General features: G+C 48.2%; 19 protein-coding genes and 1 tRNA gene. 7 read left to right on the top strand and 13 right to left on the bottom strand.

Annotated features, from left to right (window positions below; translation table 11 throughout):
* Positions 1-201 precede the first annotated feature (201 nt).
* On the top strand, positions 202-1,506 hold the full coding sequence (gene tyrS / locus ACXYMU_RS07555; RefSeq protein ID WP_458985757.1) for a tyrosine--tRNA ligase: 1,305 nt from the start codon (positions 202-204) through the stop codon (positions 1,504-1,506).
* Between the two features lie 78 nt (positions 1,507-1,584).
* Here the strand turns inward: tyrS and ACXYMU_RS07550 are convergent, their stop codons facing one another.
* Positions 1,585-1,776 (bottom strand): histone H1, encoded by a 192-nt coding sequence (locus ACXYMU_RS07550; RefSeq protein WP_458985756.1) that lies wholly within the window; start codon positions 1,774-1,776, stop codon positions 1,585-1,587.
* A 105-nt stretch (positions 1,777-1,881) separates the two neighbouring features.
* Positions 1,882-3,120, bottom strand: coding sequence for an aminotransferase class I/II-fold pyridoxal phosphate-dependent enzyme (locus tag ACXYMU_RS07545; RefSeq protein ID WP_458985755.1), 1,239 nt, complete (start codon positions 3,118-3,120; stop codon positions 1,882-1,884).
* A gap of 218 nt (positions 3,121-3,338) precedes the next feature.
* Here ACXYMU_RS07545 and accC point away from each other — a divergent pair, with 218 nt between their 5' ends.
* Positions 3,339-4,838, top strand: a complete 1,500-nt coding sequence (gene accC, locus ACXYMU_RS07540; RefSeq protein WP_458985754.1) for an acetyl-CoA carboxylase biotin carboxylase subunit — start codon at positions 3,339-3,341, stop codon at positions 4,836-4,838.
* A gap of 73 nt (positions 4,839-4,911) precedes the next feature.
* Here accC and bshB1 read toward each other — a convergent pair whose 3' ends face one another.
* The 8 genes from bshB1 to ACXYMU_RS07500 form a co-directional block, all read right to left on the bottom strand.
* Positions 4,912-5,631: a bacillithiol biosynthesis deacetylase BshB1 gene (bshB1, locus tag ACXYMU_RS07535; protein ID WP_458985753.1), complete on the bottom strand. Its 720-nt coding sequence runs from the start codon at positions 5,629-5,631 to the stop codon at positions 4,912-4,914.
* A 13-nt stretch (positions 5,632-5,644) separates the two neighbouring features.
* Entirely contained in the window at positions 5,645-6,691 is a 1,047-nt protein-coding gene (locus ACXYMU_RS07530) for a peptidoglycan DD-metalloendopeptidase family protein (RefSeq protein WP_458985752.1), read from the bottom strand.
* Positions 6,692-6,825: 134 nt separating this feature from the next.
* Positions 6,826-7,764, bottom strand: a complete 939-nt coding sequence (gene trxB, locus ACXYMU_RS07525) for a thioredoxin-disulfide reductase (RefSeq protein WP_458985751.1) — start codon at positions 7,762-7,764, stop codon at positions 6,826-6,828.
* Between the two features lie 148 nt (positions 7,765-7,912).
* Positions 7,913-8,776, bottom strand: a complete 864-nt coding sequence (locus ACXYMU_RS07520) for a sigma-70 family RNA polymerase sigma factor (protein ID WP_241639034.1) — start codon at positions 8,774-8,776, stop codon at positions 7,913-7,915.
* A gap of 196 nt (positions 8,777-8,972) precedes the next feature.
* Entirely contained in the window at positions 8,973-11,111 is a 2,139-nt protein-coding gene (pnp, locus tag ACXYMU_RS07515) for a polyribonucleotide nucleotidyltransferase (RefSeq protein ID WP_458985750.1), read from the bottom strand.
* A 138-nt stretch (positions 11,112-11,249) separates the two neighbouring features.
* The gene (gene rpsO, locus ACXYMU_RS07510; protein ID WP_458985749.1) at positions 11,250-11,525 is read right to left on the bottom strand and encodes a 30S ribosomal protein S15; all 276 of its coding nucleotides are present in this window, start codon (positions 11,523-11,525) and stop codon (positions 11,250-11,252) included.
* A gap of 113 nt (positions 11,526-11,638) precedes the next feature.
* Positions 11,639-13,060, bottom strand: a complete 1,422-nt coding sequence (locus ACXYMU_RS07505; protein WP_458985748.1) for an LptF/LptG family permease — start codon at positions 13,058-13,060, stop codon at positions 11,639-11,641.
* 99 nt (positions 13,061-13,159) lie between these two features.
* Positions 13,160-13,564, bottom strand: coding sequence for an START-like domain-containing protein (locus ACXYMU_RS07500; RefSeq protein ID WP_458985747.1), 405 nt, complete (start codon positions 13,562-13,564; stop codon positions 13,160-13,162).
* Positions 13,565-13,697: 133 nt separating this feature from the next.
* Here ACXYMU_RS07500 and ACXYMU_RS07495 point away from each other — a divergent pair.
* The 3 genes from ACXYMU_RS07495 to treZ all read left to right on the top strand — a co-directional run bounded on the left by ACXYMU_RS07495 (position 13,698) and on the right by treZ (position 18,173).
* Positions 13,698-13,771, top strand: a tRNA-Met gene (locus tag ACXYMU_RS07495).
* Positions 13,772-14,647: 876 nt separating this feature from the next.
* A complete protein-coding gene (locus tag ACXYMU_RS07490) occupies positions 14,648-16,255 on the top strand; it encodes an alpha-amylase family glycosyl hydrolase (protein WP_458985746.1) in 1,608 nt (535 codons plus the stop codon).
* 67 nt (positions 16,256-16,322) lie between these two features.
* Positions 16,323-18,173, top strand: coding sequence for a malto-oligosyltrehalose trehalohydrolase (treZ, locus tag ACXYMU_RS07485; RefSeq protein ID WP_458985745.1), 1,851 nt, complete (start codon positions 16,323-16,325; stop codon positions 18,171-18,173).
* A gap of 75 nt (positions 18,174-18,248) precedes the next feature.
* On the opposite strand, the gene abc-f is transcribed toward treZ, so the two are convergent.
* Entirely contained in the window at positions 18,249-20,189 is a 1,941-nt protein-coding gene (gene abc-f / locus ACXYMU_RS07480) for a ribosomal protection-like ABC-F family protein (protein ID WP_458985744.1), read from the bottom strand.
* A gap of 357 nt (positions 20,190-20,546) precedes the next feature.
* Between abc-f and ACXYMU_RS07475 the strand changes: the two genes are divergently transcribed.
* Positions 20,547-21,098, top strand: coding sequence for a 2'-5' RNA ligase family protein (locus ACXYMU_RS07475; protein WP_458985743.1), 552 nt, complete (start codon positions 20,547-20,549; stop codon positions 21,096-21,098).
* 77 nt (positions 21,099-21,175) lie between these two features.
* Here the strand turns inward: ACXYMU_RS07475 and ACXYMU_RS07470 are convergent, their stop codons facing one another.
* Positions 21,176-22,147: a deoxyhypusine synthase family protein gene (locus ACXYMU_RS07470; RefSeq protein WP_458985742.1), complete on the bottom strand. Its 972-nt coding sequence runs from the start codon at positions 22,145-22,147 to the stop codon at positions 21,176-21,178.
* 176 nt (positions 22,148-22,323) lie between these two features.
* Positions 22,324-22,866, bottom strand: a complete 543-nt coding sequence (gene hslV, locus ACXYMU_RS07465) for an ATP-dependent protease subunit HslV (protein ID WP_241643393.1) — start codon at positions 22,864-22,866, stop codon at positions 22,324-22,326.
* A 340-nt stretch (positions 22,867-23,206) separates the two neighbouring features.
* Here hslV and ACXYMU_RS07460 point away from each other — a divergent pair, with 340 nt between their 5' ends.
* Positions 23,207-23,962, top strand: a complete 756-nt coding sequence (locus ACXYMU_RS07460) for a hypothetical protein (RefSeq protein WP_458985741.1) — start codon at positions 23,207-23,209, stop codon at positions 23,960-23,962.
* Positions 23,963-24,079: the final 117 nt, after the last annotated feature.

The following is a 24,079-nucleotide window of genomic DNA, read 5'->3' as shown; positions in this document are numbered from 1 at the left end:
TTAGGGTAGATGGATATGCAAGGAACTACAAATTTAAAGCTATGCCATCAAAAAAGAAGAGAAGCCGGCACTAATTCCATCCCCTAGTTAAATTACCAAGGCACGTAACAGGCTATAAATTCACGCGCGGTTCCTGCGTGTTTCCGGTAAGCTTGTGCCAACTCTTTTATATATTTGCCTTAAACAGACGAATAAGCATACATGAACCTTATTGATGAGTTAAAATGGAGGGGCATGCTCCATGATTTCATGCCAGGTACCGACGAATTATTGACCACTGAGATGGTTTCCGGGTATATCGGGTTCGACCCAACAGCGAAGTCATTGCACATTGGCAACCTGGCTACTATTATGCTTTTGGTTCACCTGCAGCGGGCGGGCCATAAGCCGTTTGCCCTGATTGGCGGTGCAACCGGTATGATTGGTGACCCATCGGGTAAATCTGCCGAGCGCAACCTGCTTTCGGAGGATGTGCTGCGGGAAAACCAGGAAGGCATCAGAGCGCAATTAGAGAAATTCCTGGACTTTGACTGTGGCGCCAATGCTGCCGAGATGGTCAACAATTACGATTGGTTCAAGGACTTTAACTTCCTGGACTTTCTGCGTGAGGTGGGCAAGCACATCACCGTAAATTATATGATGAGCAAGGACTCGGTGAAAAAGCGCATCAGCGCCGACGAGGAAGGCGAACGTGCCGAGGGTCTCTCCTACACGGAGTTTGCTTACCAGCTCATCCAGGGCTACGACTTTTACCATCTGTATAAAAACAAAGGGCTGAAGCTTCAGATGGGTGCATCGGACCAGTGGGGTAACATTACCACGGGTACTGAGCTGATCCGACGTATGGAAGGTGGCAAGGCTTATGCCCTGGTTGGCAAACTGGTTACAAAAGCAGACGGCACGAAATTCGGAAAATCGGAAGGCGGCAACGTGTGGCTCGACCCGAACATGACCTCGCCGTATAAATTCTACCAGTTCTGGTTGAACTTGGCTGATGAGGAGGCAGAAAAGCTAATCAAAGTATACACTTTACTGCCGCAGCAAGAGATTGCACAGCTGGTAGAAGAGCATCAGCAGGCACCGCACCAGCGCGCCTTGCAAAAAGCCCTGGCTAAAGATGTTACAATTAGGGTGCACTCCGAAGAGGACTACCTGGCAGCTGTCGAAGCCTCTGAAATTTTATTTGGAAAAGGCGATTTAGAGACGCTAAAGGGCCTTCGGGAGGATATGTTGCTATCAGTATTCGAGGGAGTGCCGCACATCGAGGTTACCCGGCAGCAATACCAGGAAGCTGCCACTGTTTCAGATTTGTTGTCTGAGGTAAGCGGAGGCCAGATTTTTGAGTCGAAGGGCGAGGCGAAGCGAATGATTAAGAACGGAGGGGTGAGCATCAACCGCCAGAAAGTAGCGAGTACCGAGGAAGCTTTGAGTTATGAATTGCTTCAGCAAAAGTACCTGGTAGTGCAGAAGGGAAAGAAGAATTACTTCCTGATTAGCGTTAACTAACTGTTAATCAGTTACATATCATAAAAAAAGGTGGCTATATGGCCACCTTTTTTTATGATAACTCTGCTTGAGTTTGAATTACTTAGTGCTTTCAGCGCTGTTTTTCATGTCCTGAACTTCCTTACGGATGTCCTGAGCCATATTTTTCAGATCCTGCATGCCTTTACGTACGCGAGTACCTGCAGCTGAATTTCCCTTATCGTAGAACTTTTCGAAGTCGCCTTCAAGCGACATTACTAGGTCCTTTAGTTTGCTGAAGTTGTTGTTCATTTGAGCTATTGATTATGTGAAACATTTGATTTGATAGCTCTAATATACACATTTAATGAAAACAAGCAAAAATTAAGAAATTTTAATATAAGCCTTTACAGCCCTTTAAGCGGTAACTGCAGGGCTTGAATACAAACCTTTGTCTAGCTTTTGTGCAATTTTCTCAAATGCAGCGATTGTTTCCGCAACATCTTCCAATGAGTGAGCCGCAGTCGGAATCAAGCGCAGCATGATCACATCCTTAGGAACCACCGGGTAAACCACGATAGAGCAGAAAATGCTGTAGTTCTCACGCAGGTCCAGTGTCAGTTGGGTTGCGTCCGGAATCTGACCATTCAGGAACACAGGCGTTACCGGAGACTGTGTAGTGCCGATGTTAAAGCCTTTCTCGCGAAGGCCTGTCTGCAGGGCATTTACTACCTCCCATAACTTGTCCTTGAGCTCAGGATTTTTGCGGAGTAACTCTAAACGCTTAAGGGCACCTACTGTAATGGGCATCGGAAGCGACTTCGCGAAAATCTGGGAACGCATGTTGTAGCGCAGGTACTCTACTACTTGCTCGTTAGATGCCACAAAGGCACCGATACTGGCCATAGACTTGGCGAACGTAGAGAAGTATACATCTATACCATCCTGGCAGTTGAGGTACTCTCCAGTTCCAGCGCCTGTAGTACCCATCGTTCCGAAACCGTGCGCATCGTCTACAAACAGGCGGAAATTGAATTTCTCTTTCAGGTCAACTACTTCTTTCAGGCTACCCAGGTTACCAGACATACCAAACACACCTTCCGTAATCACCAAAATGGCACCACCTGTGTTTTCAGTCCAGCGTGTGGCACGCTCCAACTGCTTCTCCAGGCTCTCCATATCGTTGTGGGCATACACAAACCGCTTGCCCTGATGCAATCTAACGCCGTCGATGATACAGGCGTGTGACTCCGCATCGTAAACGATCACGTCGTGGCGGTCAACCAAGGCATCTATAATCGATACTACTCCCTGATAACCGAAGTTGAGCAACATGGCATCGGGCTTCTGAACAAACTCAGCCAGTTCAGACTCCAACTGCTCATGCAAGCTGGAGTTGCCAGACATAATGCGGGCACCCATTGGATAGGCCATACCCCACTCTGCTGCTGCGTCTGCGTCAGCCTTCCGAACCTCAGGATGGTTAGCCAGTCCCAGGTAGTTGTTAAGGCTCCAGGTAAGCACCTCTTTGCCTCTGAACGTCATGCGAGGCGCAATCTCACCCTCCAGCTTTGGAAACGTGAAATAGCCGTGTGCATAATGTGAGTGGCTGCCTAATGGACCTCTGTTGGTCAACAACTTTTCAAATAAATCCACTTGTATAATAATTTGGTTATCGAGATTATTTCAATTGCAACACAAGCATTACCCATTCAGAAACTATCAATAATGCGCAATGCAAGGACGAACAAAGTTAGGGTTTATTAGATTCATATACAATTACTATATTTTTACTGCCAAGCTTTTTACATGCCGTATTTTTTAGTTTCGGCCGAATAGCTTTTCTTTGAAGTAAAACAAAATGTAGCTGCTGCATGAGAGAAATAAAAAAGATATTGGTTGCCAACAGAGGTGAAATTGCCTTGCGTGTGATGCGCACTGCTAAGGAAATGGGTATCAGCACGGTTGCTGTGTACAGCGAGGCCGATCGGAATGCCCTGCATGTGCGGTTTGCAGATGAGGCCGTATGTGTGGGTGGCCCAAAGTCCAGCGAGTCTTACCTTCGGGGCGATGTAATCATTGACGTTTGTAAGCGACTGAATATTGATGCCATTCACCCGGGGTATGGCTTTTTATCTGAAAACGCCAAGTTTGCGCAACAGGCGACTGATGCCGGTATCATTTTTATAGGCCCCTCTCCCGAAGCCATTGAGCTGATGGGCAGTAAACTGGCGGCTAAAGCAGCAGTAGCCAAGTATAACATCCCTATGGTGCCGGGCACCGAAGAAGCTATCACGAATGTGGAGGCAGCCAAGCAGATCGCCTCTGAGGTCGGCTTCCCTATCCTCATCAAGGCGAGTGCTGGCGGCGGCGGGAAAGGAATGCGCGTGGTGGAAAGCGTGGATGTGTTTGAGCAGCAAATGAAGATGGCGGTGAGCGAAGCGACTTCGGCCTTCGGTGACGGTTCTGTTTTCATTGAGAAGTACATTGGCTCGCCACGCCACATCGAGATTCAGGTGCTGGGCGATAAACACGGGAACATTGTGCACCTTTTTGAAAGAGAATGCTCCATTCAGCGCCGGCACCAAAAAGTAATCGAGGAGGCCCCTTCCGCTGTCCTCACTCCTGCTCTTCGGGCCGAAATGGGGCAGTGCGCCGTGAACGTGGCCAAAGCCTGCGACTACGTGGGAGCCGGAACGGTAGAGTTTCTGTTGGATGAAAACCTGAACTTTTATTTCCTGGAAATGAACACGCGCCTGCAGGTAGAGCACCCGGTAACCGAGCAGATCACGGGCCTGGACCTGGTAAAGGAGCAGATCAAAATAGCTGCGGGCCAGCCGCTCAGTTTTGCGCAGGAAGACCTGACAATAAACGGCCATGCGCTAGAGCTACGGGTTTATGCAGAAGACCCGGCTAACAACTTTCTGCCAGACATTGGTCGCCTCGAAACCTACAAACGCCCACAAGGCCTAGGGGTACGGGTAGATGACGGGTTTGAGCAAGGTATGGAAATTCCGATCTATTACGACCCGATGATTGCAAAGCTGGTGACATTTGGCAAAGATCGCCGGGAAGCTATTGATAAAATGCTGCGTGCCATCGCAGAATACCAGATCACAGGCATCGAAACCACATTACCCTTTGGCACTTATGTATTACAGCATGAGGCCTTTGTGAGTGGCAACTTCGACACCAAGTTCATAGATCGGTATTTCACTCCGGATATGCTGCAGCATAAAGCCACGGAAGCCGAAGAGGAAATAGCAGTAGCTTTAGCTGGTATGCTAATGCAAAGCAAGAAGGCCACATTAGTAGAGGCGCCGGGCCAAAGCCAAGCAAAGAAGGCTACCAACTGGCGCATAAACCGAACCTGAAAGCCATCTATTTAAACAGAAAAGGCGCTGATGTATCAGCGCCTTTTCTGTTAATAGTGGTGTTCCTGAATGTTTAAATCATATCAAACATACTGCGCACTCCTACCATACGGTCGGCCGTAAAGCCTTCGCCATACTTTACTCCAATGGCGTGACCCAGTTCACGTGCCCTGGCATCCACAAAGTCCAGAAATTCTGGCGAGGAGATATAGGTGTTTGGAGAGGTGTCGTCCGGATTGTGAAACTGAGACTTAAAAGCACGGATGGTTTCCATTTTCTGCTCCCAGAAAGGTGTGACATCCACTACAAAGCTTGGTGTGATCAAACGGTCCTGAATGTAATGATATACTGCCTTCGGTCGCCAAGGCTCCTGGGTTAGCCCATGCTGGTCGATCGACTCAATCATCCTCAGTCCCGCTTTAAAGCAAGCCTCCGTTACAAGTTCGGACCCGCGCCCATGATCCGGGTGTCGGTCATGTAAGGCATTGGCAAGCACAATCTCCGGGCGATACTTTCGGATCATCTCAATCACGAGCAACTGGTGTGCTTGGTCGTTCTTAAAATAACCATCTGCCATGCCCAGGTTCTCGCGCACAAGGGCACCCATTACCTTCGCCGCAGCATCCGCTTCCTGCAAACGCACCTCAGCTGTACCGCGGGTGCCAAGCTCTCCTTTCGTCAGGTCTATGATCCCGACGGTCTTTCCTGCGGCTATGTGGCTAATCAAAGTTCCTGCACAACCGAGCTCAATGTCATCGGGGTGTGAGGCAAAAGCCAATATGTCTAATTTCATTTTATGCTACTATTTACCTGATGCGAAGCGATTTTCCAACTCTAAGCGTGCTGCGTGTGCTCATGCCATTGAGTTTAGCCAGTTGACTCACCGGAACGCCATACTTCTTGGAGATGCCGGATAAGGTGTCTCCGCTTCTGATTTTGTGATAGGTGGCGCGTCTGCCAGCTGTTGTGCCGATTCTGGAACGGTTTGAATAATTGAATAAGGCGGAAGTGATCTGAAAATTATCTCCCTTGAGCAAGTAGTCCGGAAAGTCATAAATGTTTTCCGGGTCAAGTGGGTTTCCCTGATAGCGCACCTCATAATGCAAGTGTGGACCAGAGCTGCGCCCTGTGCTACCACCTAGCCCTATAAGCTCACCAGCTTTTACATATTGCCCTGGTTCGGCAATCGTTTTGCTCATGTGCCCGTAAAGGGTTTCTAGACCATTATAATGGCGCACCACAATGTAATTGCCATAACCGCCGCCATCCCATTTATTTATACGCACGACGCCGTCGAAAGCAGCCACAATAGGGTCGCCTGTGTCCAGATCGATGTCTGTACCATAGTGCCAACGAGAGCCACGCGCACCAAAGTGACTCGTGATGGGTGTCTTCTCCAAAGGCATATCATACTTCCGGTTGCTTTTCAGATCGTATAGCTTAATATCAACCGTGTCTTTCAACTGTCGGCTATCCATCCGGTATGGATTAAGGTTATGGGTATCCCAGATAGAGTAATAGCCCGCTATCTTGATCCAGCTTGAGTCAACCAGGACCTCTTCAGACATTTCTACGATGTGCTGCTCGCCCAAGTCAAGCTCCGACGTATCCTCACTTACAATAGAAAGCTCTTTTTTCGGGTTGAAGAAGATAGAAGCATCTGCATCAGAGCCCTCATCAGGAAAATCCTCGTACTTGATGAGAATCGTTGTGTCCGGGCGCACAAAATCTATCTTCGGCGTCTTCACCTTAAACAGATCCTTAGACTTGCCCTGTGCCACTCCCTCCTTGCTGATGCCAAGCACAGCGCAGGAAAAGAGTACAATTGAGAAAAGGGCTTTTAACTTATACATTCGGTTGATTTGCGTGGCTCAGTATATTTTTAGCATTGAATTTCCATTCAAACTGCTAATGAGCCAATTTATTATAATGTGCTGCAAGCAAAGTCGCTTAGACTCAATTCATGAAGCATTCAAGGTCCAAAAAATCAGTGCAAATTTTGGGCCGCTAAATAACGCTCAGCATCCAAAGCTGCCATGCAGCCCGACCCAGCAGCAGTTACGGCCTGCCGATAGGTGAAATCCTGCACATCGCCACAAGCAAAAACCCCATCCACATTAGTCTTTGAAGAGCCTGGGATGGTGCGGATATAACCGTTTTCATCCATGTTCAGGTAATCCGTGAAAATGTCTGAATTAGGCTTGTGTCCAATCGCCACAAAGAAACCGGATACTGCAATCTCACAATTTTCGCCCGTCACTACGTTCTTCACCCGGACGCCTTCCACAGCATGCTGCCCTAATATCTCATCCGTCACAGAATTCCAGAGAATCTCGATATTCGGCGTGTTCTTTACACGTTCCTGCATGATGGTAGAGGCGCGCATTTCTTCACGGCGCACAATCATGTATACTTTCTTGCAAAGGTTTGCCAGGTAAGTCGCCTCCTCAGCTGCCGTATCACCGGCGCCAACAATAGCTACCTCCTGCCCGCGGTAGAAAAAGCCGTCACAAACTGCACAGGCAGAAACCCCGCTGCCATTCAGTCGGGCCTCCGACTCTAATCCAAGCCATTTTGCTGAGGCGCCTGTCGAGATAATTACGGTATGGGCCTCTATTACCTTCTGGTCATCAATCGTCACTTTGTGTGGTTTTGATGAAAAATCAACGGCCGTGGCAATTCCGTAACGTACATCCGTTCCGAAACGCTCCGCCTGGGCCTTAAAGTCCTCCATCATCTGCGGTCCGTTAATACCCTGAGGATAACCGGGATAGTTCTCTACATCGTTAGTGATGGTTAACTGGCCACCGGGTTGCAAACCCTGGTATAATACAGGGGTAAGACCGGCTCTGGATGCATAAATTGCCGCCGTGTACCCAGCAGGACCAGAACCAATGATAAGGCATTTGACTTTTTCTATTTCCATTACTAGTGTGTTTCAATAAAATCAGGTTGCAAACATACAAAATTTCTAAGCGGATGCCTGCATTGGCAGCGCAAAATGCGTCTAAAGTGGTATTACAAAAGAAAAGCCCCGGCTGTTTGGCCGGGGCTATAATTCTATTAAATGGCGCTTAACCCAGGTAAGGCTTCAGAGCCTTGCTTCTGGAGGTATGGCGAAGTCTTCTGATCGCTTTTTCCTTAATCTGGCGCACACGCTCACGTGTCAGGTTAAACTTCTCCCCAATTTCCTCAAGGGTCAAAGAATGCTCACCGTTCAAACCAAAATAGAGGGTAATTACGTCGGCTTCGCGCTTCGTTAACGTAGAAAGCGCACGCTGTACCTCTTTGCGGAGGGAATCGTTCATCAATCCCATGTCCGGCGACTCTTCGTCGTCGTTCTCAAGTACGTCTAATAAACGGTTTTCCTCGCCCTGCACAAACGGAGCATCTACAGACACGTGGCGGCCAGAGATTTTAAGCGTATCCACTACCTCGGCAGTAGTTAGCTCTAACACCTCGGCAATTTCTTCCGGAGAAGGCTCACGCTCAAACTTCTGCTCAAGCTCTGAGAACGATTTTGATATTTTATTAAGTGATCCGACACGGTTCAGGGGAAGACGCACAATACGCGACTGTTCTGCCAAAGCCTGAAGAATTGACTGACGGATCCACCATACTGCATATGAGATGAACTTGAAACCCCTTGTTTCGTCGAAACGCTTCGCGGCTTTGATCAAACCAAGATTACCCTCGTTAATCAAGTCTCCAAGCGAAAGGCCCTGGTTCTGGTACTGCTTCGCTACAGACACCACAAATCGAAGGTTGGCTTTGGTTAACTTCTCAAGTGCAAACTGATCTCCCTCTTTAATTCTCTGTGCCAGCGACACCTCTTCATCTGGAGTAAGCAAATCGACTTTACCAATCTCTTGTAAATACTTGTCAAGCGACTGGCTTTCGCGGTTTGTGATCTGTTTGCTTATCTTGAGTTGTCTCATCAGAGTATTTTGTTATTACAAAAAAATATAAATTATTAAAAATTGACCTGGTGCCCTAACATCAGAAAATCACACAAAGTTCTGACAACTTAATATTAGAAGCAAGCTGCCTGAATGGTGTGACCAAAGAAACTCTTGACACCAAGCTAATAACCAAAGCAAGGCATCAAGAGTTCTATTCTCTGATTAGATACTACTAAATTTGTTCAGGAGCACCTGGCTTTGGTAGGATAGCCTTGCGAGACAGCTTGAACTTACCTGTCTTTTTGTCAACGTCAATCAGCTTCACTTTCACTTCTTCGCCAATCTCCAGCACGCCGTCCATTGTCTCCAATCGCTCGTGCTTGATCTCTGAAATGTGCAACAAGCCATCTTTACCTGCCATAAACTCAACGAAGGCACCATAAGGCTGGATAGACTTCACCTTACCGATGTAAACCTCGCCAACTTCCGGCATGGCCACAATAGCCCGGATCTTAGAAACCGCGCTGTCCATGGCATCCTGGTTGTTTGCGAAGATATTTACATGGCCCTTCTCATTCTTCTCCTCAATGATGATCGTGGCTCCTGTATCCTTCTGGATCTGCTGGATTACCTTACCGCCTGGTCCGATTACCGCACCAATAAACTCCTTGTCGATCACGATGTTGAACGAGCGAGGGGTATGCGGCTTGTAGTCAGCGTTAGGGGCTTCGATGGTTTTCGCCATCTCGTTCAGGATGTGCAGTCGCCCTGCATTTGCCTGCGCTAAGGCCTGGCTCAGTACTTCATGCGACAAACCTTGCACTTTGATGTCCATCTGGCAGGCTGTGATACCGGCTTTTGTTCCGGCCACCTTGAAGTCCATATCTCCCAAGTGGTCTTCATCACCCAGGATGTCAGAAAGAACGGCGAACTTGCCAGACTTCTCATCCGTGATCAGACCCATCGCGATACCTGAAACGGCACCTTTCACCGGTATACCGGCATCCATCAGGGCAAGGCTGCCGGCACATACCGTCGCCATAGAAGAAGAGCCGTTTGATTCGAGTATATCAGAAACGATACGGATGGTATATGGATTCTGGTCTTCAGCAGGAAGCACCTTCTTCAGCGCACGAAGCGCCAGGTTACCGTGTCCTACCTCACGTCGGCCTGGGCCTCTGTTTGGTCTTACCTCGCCGGTAGAGAAGGCCGGGAAGTTATAGTGTAATAAGAATTTGCTAGTGCCAGAAACCATCGCGCTGTCGATCATTTGCTCGTCCAGCTTGGTACCTAAGGTAACCGTAGTCAGTGACTGAGTTTCACCACGGGTAAAGACAGCAGAACCGTGTGTTGCAGGCAGGTAGTTTACTTCAGACCAGATCGGACGGATTTCGTCCAGTTGACGGCCATCCAGACGAACACGGTCATTCAGGATCATGTTACGAACGGCCTCTTTCTCTACATCGTGGAAGTAAGTCTTGATCAGCCCCATGTCGTAGGCATGATCTTCCGGCAACGAAGAAACAAACTCTGCCAGCACAGAAGCGAAACCTTCTTTGCGATCTGATTTGTTTGCGCTACCACGCTTGGCAACTTCGTAAGTCTTCTCGTAAGTAGCTTCAAATACACGCTGACGAAGTTCATCATCATGTGTCTCGTGCGAGTACTCGCGCTTCACGGTTTTGCCAACCATCTCAGCTAACTCCAACTGCGCCTGGCACTGCACTTTGATAGCGTCGTGGGCATACTGGATAGCTTCCAGCATCTCCTCTTCCGACACTTCGTTCATTTCGCCTTCCACCATCGCCACGCTGTCGATAGAGGCACCTACCATCAGGTCGATGTCAGCGCGCTTCAAGTCAGAAACGTTAGGGTTGATCACCAATTTTCCATCGATACGTGCAACACGCACCTCAGAGATTGGGCCATTGAAAGGGATATCAGATACAGCCAAAGCTGCAGAAGCCGCCAATGCAGCAAGTGCATCCGGCATGATCTCTGTGTCAGCAGAGATCAGGTTGATCGTCATTTGGGTCTCAGAATGGTAGTCAGACGGGAAGATCGGACGCAAAATACGGTCTACAAGGCGAGACACGAGTACTTCATAGTCAGAAAGTCTGGCTTCTCTGCGCAGGAATCCTCCAGGGATTTTTCCTGAGGAAGCAAACTTCTCCTGGTAGTCCACAGAAAGTGGCAGGAAGTCTACTCCTTCGCGGGCTTCTTTGTTTGAAACAACGGCAGCAAGCAGCATGGTGTTTCCCATCTTCACTACTACAGATCCGTCGGCCTGCTTGGCAAGTTTTCCGGTTTCAATTGTTATCTCCCGGCCATCCGGAAGCAAAATGGTTTTGTTGATCGCGTTGTAAGGCATCTTCAGTTTTTCTTTAACATCAAAAAGACAGGGCTACCCATTGTGGCCACTGTCGGTACTTGCAATAGAGGAAGGAAGGGGGGGCTTAAAAAAGATTAGGGAATTTCCGTTTGTAGAAATTCCCTAATACTCTAAAGCTTATTTACGGATACCTAGCTCGGCAATAATTGCTCTGTATCTTTCAATATCGTTTTTCATGAGGTAGTTCAGAAGTCTTCTTCTCTTACCTACTAATTTCAACAGGCCAAGGCGTGTGCTGAAATCCTTCTTATGGATTTTCAGGTGCTCTGTAAGGTCTGCGATGCGCGTTGTGAAAAGCGCAATCTGAGACTCGGCCGAACCCGTATCAGTCTTAGACTTGCTAAAGCCATGCTTTTCGAAAATTTCTTGTTTCGCTTCAGTGTTTAATCTCATTGCGTAAATATATCAATCTGTTTTATCTTGCAAAGACTACTATACAAGCCACAAAGGTATATAATTAACTTATACAAAAAAACCTTTTGGCTAATCTTTATATATTAAACGCTCTATAATTTGTTGCGGCGCAAGCGTGCCATCAGCTTGCGCCAGAAGTCAACCTCCAATAAACTAGAGTCGTTCCGGGCCTGGTGCAGGAAGAAAAGCCCGATAGGCAACAAGATCATATTCCCTCCCCAGAGGCCCAATCCTACATCCACCAGGCCCTCGCGCGCCCATTTCTCCCCTAATATCGACATGACGTACATCGAAATAAAGAAGATAATGGATATAAGCACGGGTACCCCCAGCCCCCCCTTTTTAATGATTGCACCGAGCGGGGCGCCAATCAGGAACATGATCAGGATAGCGGCCGACTGGGTATACTTCTTCCAGATCTCAATCTCGTAGTTGTTTGCCTCCCGCATGGTGTTCTTGATGCGCTCGAGGTAACTGTTGGTAAAGCTTTTGACATTCCGGGCTTTGTTTGTAGCCAGCGTCATGATCTCCGCATCTGGCGACGGAAGCTCTTTTTTCACGTCCAGTTTGGCCAGGTCGCTCAACCGCCTGCCGTTCTTCACCTGGCCCGTATCCGCTTTAAAATAATTGTAAAAAGGATCGACGTTCGGGGCATAGAACTGTATCTCTCGCTGGCGGAAGCGACGCAGCGAGTCCGTGACAACTTTTAACTCCGAGACATCCTTCATCATCTTGTTGTCGGAGAAAAGCTCTTCCCGTGTCCTGTCCAGGTTAAAGGAGGCCATACTTAGCACAATCTTGCTCTGGTCAAAGTTTTGCCTCACAAACTGGTCGTTGGAGCTCTGGAAGGTTTCGGCCCCCTGCTCTACATAAGTGTTCCCGCGGAATAAATTCAGGATAAGGTACATGTCATCATGCGCCATATACATCTCGCCTGAATCGGCTAGTATGACTGTTGTATTGGAGCCGCCCTTGGAGTGATCGTAGATCATCACATCGCCTAAGGTTTGCCCGTCGTTCAGCTTTTTATTGACCTTGATGCTATACCCAGGGATACCGTTGTAAAAAGCCCCTTCCTTAAAGTTCATGGCGGGTTTCTTTTGGCGGATATCCCACAGCAGGCTATAGGCCTTCAGGTTGGCCTTCGGAACGATGTTGTTGTTGAAATAGAATGCCCCGATTGTCAACAAAGCCACTGCGATGAATACAGGACGCAGGATGCGGGTGAGGGTGATGCCGGAGGTCTTGATAGCCGTGAGCTCATTGTGCTCGCCCAGGGTGCCAAAGGTCATCAGAGAGGATAACAGGACGGCTAGCGGCAACGCCACCGGTGCCATGTTAATGCTGAAGTAGAATAACAGTTCGCCAAAAACCTCGGCCCCGAGGTCCTTGCCCACCAGTTCATCAAGGTACTTGAGCATGTATTGCGTGAGGAGAATAAACTCCACTACCGCAAACGTGAGGATGAAAGGCCCGAAAAAGGCTTTAAGTATAAGCTTGTCTAATTTTTTCATGCGCAACAGAGGGCCTACAGGCTGCTAACTCACAGCCCATACCTTGGTGTAAGGCTCTCAAATATCATGCAAAGATACGCAGTGGTTCGCGCAAACCTGCTATCCTCCCACTATTTCGCGCAGATTGAGCATGAGATTGTCCCAAAGCTCCTCCAGTTCTACAATGTCTTCCTCGCTGGTGTAGTCCATGACTTTCAGGAACTGCTCCTGCGTCAGTTCGCTCGATTCTATCGAAAACTCAATGAAAGCAGAGTCTGCCACATGCTTTTTCTCCTCATTCAAAAACAGGAAACGCACAGAGCGGTTGGTCCGGTAGCTGGTCAGTTCAGCGAAATGATTGCGGCCATCCCAAAGGAAATTATAAATCTTATTGCCGTCTACCGTCACGTCGTCGCAAAACCACTGTGTAAGCCCGCTTGCCGTAGAAAGATAAGGGTATAGAAGCCTGGCGGAAGCATTGATCGGATACTCACGAACAAATTTAGTCTTCGTAGCTTTCGTCATAATGTGTTGTGTATGTGTATTAGTAAGTATAAGGCTTATTTCCGATTGTTTGTATATCTGAAAAATAAAATATTTTTTTTTGGCCACCACTTGCTTGTTTCAAAAAACATCCCTTATATTTGCACCACAATTCGGCGGGGTAGCTCAGATGGTTAGAGCGCAGGATTCATAACCCTGAGGTCGGCAGTTCGATTCTGCTCCCCGCTACAGCTAAAACCGCACTGTCTTTTGATGGTGCGGTTTTTTATTTTGCCTCCCTCCCGTTTCTGATAGATGCCATCCCATTATAGGGCAGCAGGCAGATGATCAAACAATCCCCGGTTAAAACAAACGTCGCAAGGTAAACCGACGGATTGCTATTCAACCTCATCAGTTTCTCTTGCGACGTCTCGATACCCAGAGAGCCCCTATCTGAATGCCTAATAAAGGGCAAGCTAACCTTATTAAGCCGCTAGCCACTTATGAGGTTTTTAACGGCTGGTTTTTTCGGTAGCGAATGTGTTTTGCTTTTTGGCAGCTTTGATGTTGGAACCAGAATATGCCGGGCATATATACTGATTGCAAGAGGATAAAAGGGTAACTGCTGCAAAAAAGAAGAATAGTTTTGATAGAGATTTTTTCATAAAGGCACTGTTGGCTAAAGTTGTGTTTGATTAAAAAAGGGTTGTGTTTGATTAAAAATGTTGGTGCCCGGTCAGGTTGATCAATGGAAAACCGAATGGGGTAGTCAGGAGCGAATCAAATTCTATAAGTACTATTATATAAAATTATGCAAATATACTGATCCCTTAATTATACGTTGCATTTTTTTGATTATTTATTTGCACTTGTGCAGCTATTGCATCGAAAATCCCCTTTTCAATGCTATTGGCACTATTATTAGTATCCCAGCCAGCTTGCGCGCTTCAAAAAACATGTTTTATACCTACACTAAACTAAACATGAACACAAGCAGCACCTTAAATTTCTGTCACCCAACCTTCAACTCATTTGCGCCTTCTGTAAATCCCTGAATCTCGTTTCAGGGGTATCTCTCCTTGAGCTGTTCCGTACAAACACTTTAATAAAATTAGCAGACTATATATGGCGGAACTATCAAACCAGGAATATCTGTGGTGGCACAAAGGCATCATCTATCAAATTTACCCACGCTCCTTCCAGGACAGTAACAGCGATGGCATTGGCGACCTGAAAGGCATCATCAAGCGGTTGGATTACCTGAAGTGGCTCGGCGTGACAGCCATCTGGATCTCGCCCATCTACCCCTCCCCGATGGCCGATTACGGGTATGACATCTCAGACTACGAGGCAATCCACCCGCTTTTCGGGAGCATGGAGGATTTCGACGAACTGTTGGAGGCGATCCATGCCCAGGACATGAAACTGATCCTGGACCTGGTGCCCAACCATACCTCTAACGAGCATCGCTGGTTCCAGGAGTCGCGCTCCTCTAAAGACAACCCCAAACGTGATTGGTATATATGGGAAGACGCAAAAGAAGATGGCAGTGAGCCAAACAACTGGCTGAGTGTATTTGGCGGCAGTGGCTGGGAATGGGACGAGCAGACGCAGCAGTACTACTACCACGCTTTCCTAAAAGAGCAACCTGACCTAAACTGGCGAAACCCAGAGGTGCAGGAGGCCATGTTTGACGTGATGCGCTTCTGGCTAGACAAGGGCGTGGATGGGTTCCGGGTAGATGTGATGTGGCACATGGTTAAAGACAAGCACTTGCGCGACAACCCACCGAACCCGGATTATCAGGAGCACATGGCCACGTATGAGAAGCTGGTACCTGCTTTTTCTACGGATCAGCCTGAGATACACGACATCGTGGCTAAAATGCGCCACGTACTCGACGCATACCCGGAGCGCATGATGATCGGGGAAATATACCTGCCCGTGCACAGGCTGGTCACCTACTACGGCAGCGACAACAACGGGGCACACCTGCCCTTTAACTTCATGCTGATAGGCCAGGATTGGGATGCGCGCACGCTCTCGCTGCACATCGACGAATACGAAGGAGCCCTGCCTCCGGGCGGCTGGCCAAACTGGGTGATCGGCAACCACGACCAGCCACGCATTACGAGCCGGGTAGGTTACTCACAGGCCAAAGTAGCGGCCATGCTGCTGCTGACCCTGCGCGGCACCCCTACCCTCTATTACGGCGATGAGATTGGCATGCGCGATGTACCGATACCACCCGACGAAGTACAGGACCCACAAGGACTGAACATGCCCGACAAAGACCTGAGCCGCGACCCGGCCCGAACGCCGATGCAGTGGGACGACAGTGAATATGCCGGCTTCTCAGACGCTAAGCCATGGTTGCGTTTGCCAGATAATTTCCGGCGCGTAAACGTAGAGGCCGAGCGCAACGACGACTACTCGATGCTGCATTTTTACCGGCGGTTGATCGAGATGAGACAGCAGGAGCCTGCCTTGCACATCGGCGATTACCTGCCGGTGCTTTCAAAAGGCAGTTTGCTCTCGTTCAAGCGGCAGCACGGCGACAAATGCTACCTCGTGCTGCTTAACCTTAGCCATAAGCCCTGTCATTTCCGGGCAGAACATGACACCTATACCGGGAAGGTAGTGCTAGCCACTGATCCGGAGCGCGAAGGAAAACAGGTGACAGGCAATATCAGCATGTCTGGGGATGAAGGCATTCTGGTGCTGCTGGAATAAATGCGCGGGCATCAACCTTTCAAGCGGTTCTGAAGTAAACCTTCTCTGAATTCAAATTTAAAGCTACATGAAAAAGGCTGGTTCAGCGTACAAGGGGAACGGGAAATGTTTGTTTACGGTATGGGCTCCTGAAAAGGAAAGCATGCTGCTGCACATAGTGCACCCTACTGATAGTGTGATGGAGATGACGTGTGATGAGGAGGGTTACTTTACCGCTGAACTGGAAGGTATTGCCCCGGGCACACGCTATTATTATATGCCGGACGGGAAAGACGACTTTCCTGATCCGGCATCTTTTTTCCAACCTGAGGGTGTGCATGGCCCCTCAGAGGTAGTGGACCATGCCTCCTATGACTGGCAGGACCATGGTTGGAAAAACCTACCCATGCAGGAACTGGTGCTCTACGAACTGCACGTTGGCACGTTTACTCCGGAAGGAACCTTCGAAGCCATCATCCCTAAATTAGCTGATTTAGCGGAAACAGGAATCAACGCCATCGAGCTAATGCCCATTGCTCAGTTTCCGGGTGAACGAAACTGGGGGTATGACGGGGTTTTTCCATACGCCGTGCAAAACACTTATGGCGGCCCCACCGGGTTAAAGAAACTGGTGGATGCTTGCCATGCCCAAGGTATTGCCATTTACCTGGATGTGGTGTATAATCATATTGGCCCGGAAGGTAATTACTTCGGAAAGTTCGGGTCTTACTTTACCGAGTGTTATACCACCCCTTGGGGCGATGCCATTAATTTCGACGGGCCTTATTCGGATGGGGTGCGAGAGTATTTCTCCAATAACCCGCTTTATTGGCTGGAACACTTCCACTTGGATGGGCTACGCCTAGACGCCATCCATACCATTTACGACAACAATGCGGTGCATTTCTGGGAACTTGTATATGACAAGCTCCAGAATGCCACCGAAGAGGCCGGAAAGCCCTTCCATATGATTGCGGAAAGTGACCTAAACGACCCGAAGGTGATTCGAAACCCTGAAACCGGGGGGTATGGCTTCCAGGCGCAATGGCTCGATGATTTTCATCATGCGCTTTATGTGGTGCTGGACCGCGAAGGGAAAAAGTTCTACGAAGACTTTGGTAAGATGGAACAGCTATGCAAGGCTTATACCGATGGCTTTGTGCACAGCGGTGAGTACGTAAAGTTCCGCAAAAAGTCATTTGGCAGAAGTTCGGCGCATGTGCCTGGATTTCAATTCGTCAACTTCATCCAGAACCACGACCAGGTTGGCAATCGGGTGCAGGGCGAGCGGCTTTCTTTGTTGATAAACTTTGAACGTTTAAAGCTGGCTGCCGCTTCTGTGCTTCTTGCTCCCTACATCCCGATGTTGTTCATGGGCGAAGAATATGGGGAAAGAACTCCTTTCAAATATTTTGTAAGTCACTCAGACAAAGAGCTGATTGAGGCGGTGCAGGAAGGGCGAAAGAGCGAGTTTGCGGATTTTCATTTTGAAGGTAAAGTCCCGGACCCGCAGGCACCCGAAACTTTTGAGGAATCGAAATTGCAATGGCATAGACGGCAAGAGGGCCAGCATAAGCAATTGCTGGAGTGGCACAAAGAACTTATCAGACTTCGGAAAAACTCTGCTGCGCTACAAAATTTTGATAAGGCCAGTGTTCGAGCAGAGCATATTGGGCAGGATGGTTTAGTGTTGCATCGCCAAAGCGATAATGGATCACAGCACTACCTCTGCTGCTTCAACTTTTCTGAGAAGGCAATCAAAGTGGGTGTGCCCGCTTTGGATACAGCTGCACAGTGGGAACTTATCTTAAACTCGAAAGAGAGAAGGTGGGTGCTGGAGGAAAACGATGTTGCGGATGTACCCCTTACAATTTCAGCACAAGAGCAAGTCGCTGTGCCTCCGCTGGCTGTAATGGTTTTTCAAAACACTTCTGCGTAACTCAAAAAGCAGCAAAAGCTCCAAGCTAAAAATGCTTGGGGCTTTTGCTGCTTTTCTTATAGCTATCAAGCAGTGCTATTCGGCAATCTTAGCCTCTAGCTCCTCGATTTCAAGCATCAGTTCTTCCCACTTTTCCTGGGCAGTGTCTATTTTTTTCTGAACGGCCTCGAACTTTTGCGTTACCTCTTGCAGTGTCTCTATATTCCCGAAAACCTTAGGGTCGGCCAATTCTTGCTCGAAGGCTGCACGCTGGACCTCTAGGCGCTGTACTTCATTTTCTGTGTCTTGTAGTCGCTTGTTTACCTGCTTCAGCGTGTTTGTCAGCTGCGCAAAATCACTTTTCTCACGAGGAGCCTTCAGCTTCACCTCTTCCTGTATCTGCTCCTGCACAGTAGCGGCTGCGCTCTTCTTTCCCTCCTTGTCGCGCTTTTCCATCCAGGCATCATACTCGTGGTACGTGCCGGGGTACTCTTTTAGCTCATAATCCTCTATATACCAGATCTTAGTGGCCACGTTCTCCACAAAAAAGCGGTCGTGTGAGATGATCACGAAAGTACCCTCGTACTGCTCCAGCGCCTGGATCAGGATATTTACCGACTGCATGTCCAGGTGGTTGGTCGGTTCATCGAGCATCAGGAAGTTAGCTTCCGAGATCAGTGTTTTGGCCAACGCCACCCTGCTCTTCTCCCCTCCCGACAATACCTTGATTTTCTTGAAAACAGAATCGCCCGTGAACAAAAAGGACCCCAACAGCGTGCGCAGTTCCATCTCTGTCTTTTTCGAGCCTGCCTGTTGCATTTCCTGGAGAATCTCGTTGTCTACATTCAACGACTCCAACTGGTGCTGCGCATAAAAGGACATGATGACGTTATGGCCCAGTTCACGCTTTCCCCTGATCGGCTCTGTACCGGCAATTATGCGCAGCAACGTGGATTTACCTTTACCGTTGGCACCCACCAGCGCGATCTTGTCACCACGCTCGATGTGCACGTTGGTATTCTTGAAAATCACCTTGTCGCCAAAGCTTTTGCTCATATGCTCCAACCGCAAGATATGGCGGCCAGGCTGGGTGTTGAACTTAAAGCTGAAGTTTACCTTTGCAGCATCCGGGGCCACCTCTTCGATGCGGTCCATGCGTTCCAGTTGCTTCATGCGGCTTTGGGCCTGCTTGGCCTTGGTCGCCTTGGCCTTGAAACGCTCGATAAAACGCTCTGCCTGTTTGATCTGGGCTTGCTGGTTTTCATAAGCGCCCTGCTGGATCTCGTTCCGAAGCACCTTCTCCTCCATATAGAAGCTGTAGTTGCCGGGGTATAAATTCAGCTTACTATTGGATACCTCCACCGTAATGTTAGTGGTGCGGTCCAGGAACTCACGGTCATGCGACACGATCACCACTGCACCCTCAAAACGCTCAAGGTATGTTTCAAGCCATTTGATGGAAGGAAGGTCCAGGTGGTTAGTCGGCTCATCCAGCAAGAGCAACGATGGCTTCTGCAACAGGATCTTGGCCAGCATCACGCGCATGCGCCATCCTCCTGAGAAAGTGGCAAGCGGCTGCTGCAATTCCTGCGTACTAAAGCCCAGTCCTTCTAGGATCGCTTCGGCGCTGGCTTGCATGGTATAGCCACCCAAAGCCTCAAAACGCTCTTGCAGGTTTGCCAGCCTGTCCACCAGGTCATCGTGGAAGTTGTTTTCGAACTCCACCAGCACCTTGTCAATTTCCTGCTGCAACTGTATCGCCTCTTCAAACGCCTGCATGGCTACGGTCAGGATGCTCTCATGCGTTTCATAGCTCAGCAAATCCTGGTTCAGGAAACCGATGGTGGTCTCCTTGCTCATCTGGATGCTTCCACCGTCGGGCTTATACTCCCCCACAATAATACGCAGCAACGTGGACTTGCCCGTGCCATTCAGCCCGATCAGGCCAATCTTATCCTTGGGTTTGATGTGCAGGTTGGCATCCTCATACATGGGGCGGCTGCCAAAATGGAAATTCAAGTTGTTAATGGAAATCATAAGCTTGCTTCTGCTGAAACCACAAAGGTACTTAAAATTGGGCTTCTCTAGAAAATACCTGCACAAAGGCTCATAAATAATACCTTATAGTCGGTAACGAAGGATGGGAATAATCTTAAAAATGGACGTTGCAGGGTATGAATTTTGGAGCATAATGAATAAATTAGAGTAGAGAACGAATCGTGCTGTATGCAGTAACAGGATGCATAAAGTATATTTGCATGTACTGTTTGCTCTATCATACCAGGCCAATGGATTTGAGGAGAAAACAATACCTAAACATGCACGTTTCAATGCATCTGTACTCACAGCAAATCATGTTGCCTCAAGGCAAGTGAGACGTTAAAAACCTAACCTATGATCGCGATTGCTTCGCTTTTAGACAAAACCTCCACTGCTCGTGTATCCGACCTCACCAACCAGCTCGAAAGCAAATTCGGGTTAAGCGGGGTAAAGATCACGCCATACCCCCACCTTACCGCGCTCACTGCCGAGACGCCAGATATGGAGGAACTGAAGGAGTACCTGGAGCAGACGTGCCTCGAGACAAGAAAAATAACCGTGCGCACTACCGGGTTGGGGATATTCCCGGGGCCGAACCCCGTGATATTCATACCTGTTTTGCGCACTCCAGCTCTAAACGACCTGCACGGCCGGTTACACCGTGATATTTCTGAGATGAGCACCGAGATGGGCGTATACTATAACCCGAACTTATGGCTACCCCACATCAGCCTCGCCTTAGGTGATACCACTCAGGAAATACTGGGCCCTGTGCTTTCTTACCTTTGTGATTTTAACTTTAACTGGGAGATTACCCTGAATAACCTGACGATCATGCAGAAATGCGGCGATTACTTTCTGAAAGATGATACCTACCTGTTCGGCAGAAGAGAATTAGTCAGCTAAATCACATGCCTCTATAAAAAGAGAAGGGTGACGCAGTAGCTGCGTCACCCTTCTCTTTTATAACGCTATGCGTGAAATTACATATCCAGCACAATCGCAAAAATCAACGGAGCCACAATCGTCGCATCCGATTCAATGATATACTTCGGTGTGTCTTTCCCTAACTTACCCCATGTAATCTTTTCGTTTGGCACTGCGCCTGAATAAGAGCCATAGCTTGTGGTAGAGTCCGATATCTGGGCAAAGTAACCCCAAAGCGGCACGTTGGTGCGCTGCAGGTCCTGGTGCAGCATCGGTACAACACAGATCGGGAAATCACCGGCTATACCTCCGCCAATCTGGAAGAAACCGATCTTGGATTCTTCAGTAGCCGTTTGGGTATAAAAATCAGCCAGCTCAATCATGTACTGGATACCCGTTTTCATGGTATGCACATTTTTGATGTCGCCTGAAATAACGTGGCCAGCATAAATGTTGCCTAGCGTAGAATCCTCCCAGCCTGGGCAAATAATCGGCAAGTTCTTCTTGGCCGCTTCCAGCATCCAGCTGTCCTTCGGATCGATCTGGTAGTACTGCTCCAGTTCGCCGCTCAGTAGAATCTGATAGAAGAACTCGTGCGGGAAGTAAGACTCACCGGCTTTGTCTGCCTTCTCCCAGAACTTCAGGACAACGTGCTCCAAACGGCGCATCGCCTCTTCTTCCGGTATGCAGGTGTCGGTAACACGGTTCAGGTGGCGGCTCAAAAGTTCTTCCTCATCCTCCGCAGACAATTCGCGGTAATTCGGAACTCGCTCATAAAAGTCGTGCGCTACCAGGTTAAAGATATCCTCTTCGAGGTTGGCACCCGTGCAGGAGATCGCATGCACTTTGTCCTGCCGGATCATCTCCGCCAGAATGATGCCCATCTCGGCAGTAGACATGGCACCTGCCAAAGTCACCAACATCTTGCCACCCTCATTCAGGTGAGTCTTGTATCCTTCTGCCGCATCGATCAGGGCCGCGGCATTAAAATGCTTGTAATGTCTCTTTAAAAAATTTGATACTTGCATAGTTGATTGTTTTGTTCAGTCCACATTGCCGCATCAGGCTGTGTGGGGCGGCAAGTTAAATAAAATACCTTTTGAATGTTTCTTATTCGTACGATGGTGCAGGAATGTTCTGCCAGCGCAATAAGGTGCCATCTCATGCCGCTACAAGATCATGCCTGTTATACCCCAAGTGGAATTTAAGAAGCAGGTTTCTCGATGATCAGGTTGTGATTGGTATAGATACAGATATCTGCCGCGATATTGAGTGCCTCGCGCACCATCTCTTCTGCCGAGAGGTGTGGTGCGTGTTTCTTTAAGGCTAAGGCTGCCGCGTGGGCATACATACTCCCTGACCCGATAGCTGCGATCTGGTTATCCGGCTCCAGCACATCGCCTGTACCAGAAATAATCAAAAGCTCATCCTTGTTGGCAACCACCATCATGGCCTCCAGTTTGCGCAGGTACTGGTCCTTGCGCCAATCCTTAGCCAATTCAATCGCTGCACGCTTCATGTTGCTCTGGTAAGCGCCAAGCTTCTCCTCGAAGCGCTCCAACAGTGTAAAGGCGTCGGCCGTAGATCCGGCAAAACCCGTCACGATTTTACCGTCCAGCAGCTTCCGGATCTTCTTCACATTGCTCTTGGCAATATGCTTGTCCATGGTGGCCTGTCCGTCGGCCCCCAATGCTACCTCGCCATTATGGTATATGCCGCACACCGTGGTTGATCTTATTTTCGTCATTTTCAAGTTTTATATCCAGTGAAACATAGACGGTGTTAGTTAACCCGTCTTTTGATTGTAAAGCTAAAGCTTCTTCAAACGAAAAGCCAAGCTGTGGTGATGTGTCAAATTGGCTGAAAAATAATGGGCGATAGAAGATTTCTCTAATCTGTTCATTAGCAATTGCTTATATTATGTAGCAACATTAAAGCCCGCTATAACAATATTTATTCATTGAAAACGAACTAATTCCAGAACTAAAGAATTACAATACCGTAAATGAGGAATTAAAAAAATTATTGGTATTATATTATTATAAACAAATCGTCAACAAATTATTAATGAAATCTCAAATCTCTGTATGGAAGAAGGTATACACTTTAGCCTGAATGCTGAAAAAGCAAAATGGATGCTCTTTGGATTATTTGCATTCGAGCTACTACTGACACTGTTCTTTGTAGCAAGTGCAGTCTTTCCCATCCCTGAAAACATCAATCGTCTCTTTGACCTGGATGGCGAAGGAACTATACCGGCCTGGTTTTCTGCTATACAGCTTTTTACCGTGGGGTTAGTGTTTCTCTCTTCTTCCCAGTGGACTAAGATCAGCCTTATAACAAATAGCTGGTTCCTGAATTTGGCGGGTTTGGGGTTTATCTTTTTATCAATGGATGAATCTGCTGGTATACATGAACGCATAACAGGCTTACTCGAAGACGAGCACTGGGCTCCTAAATTTGAAGGCGAATACGGCACGTGGATCTATGTATATGCATTGATCGCTGTCATGCTCGTGGGGCTCGGTATCCGCACCATCCTTTCATTTTTCAAAGCCTATCCAACGCAGAGTTTGATCCTGGCCTTAGGGATGACTATGTTTTTAGCGGGTGGGGTCGGATTAGAAATAATCAGCTATTGGTACCTGCGGGGTACAGAGTCAGTGCTTTATTATAAAATTGAGGTAGCACTGGAGGAATTGCTGGAAATGGCTGGTATCACTGTTGTGCTTTTTGGCGGCATTCACTGCGCACTCACTAAAATTAAGGTGGGCTTATTAGCAGATGACATATTGAAAAGCACTCATGTTAACGACAACCTCAATCTACTAAAAAAAGAGTAAAGCCTTTGGTTTAAGCTGAACCAAGGCCCTCACAAGCAGGAATGAAATAAAATAAAGCATATAAACCAAAAGCGCCTCTCCATTTCTGGAGAGGCGCTTTTGGTTTATGATGACATG

Source organism: Pontibacter sp. CAU 1760, assembly GCF_054482735.1.
This window is presented reverse-complemented; position numbering and strand designations above follow the sequence as displayed.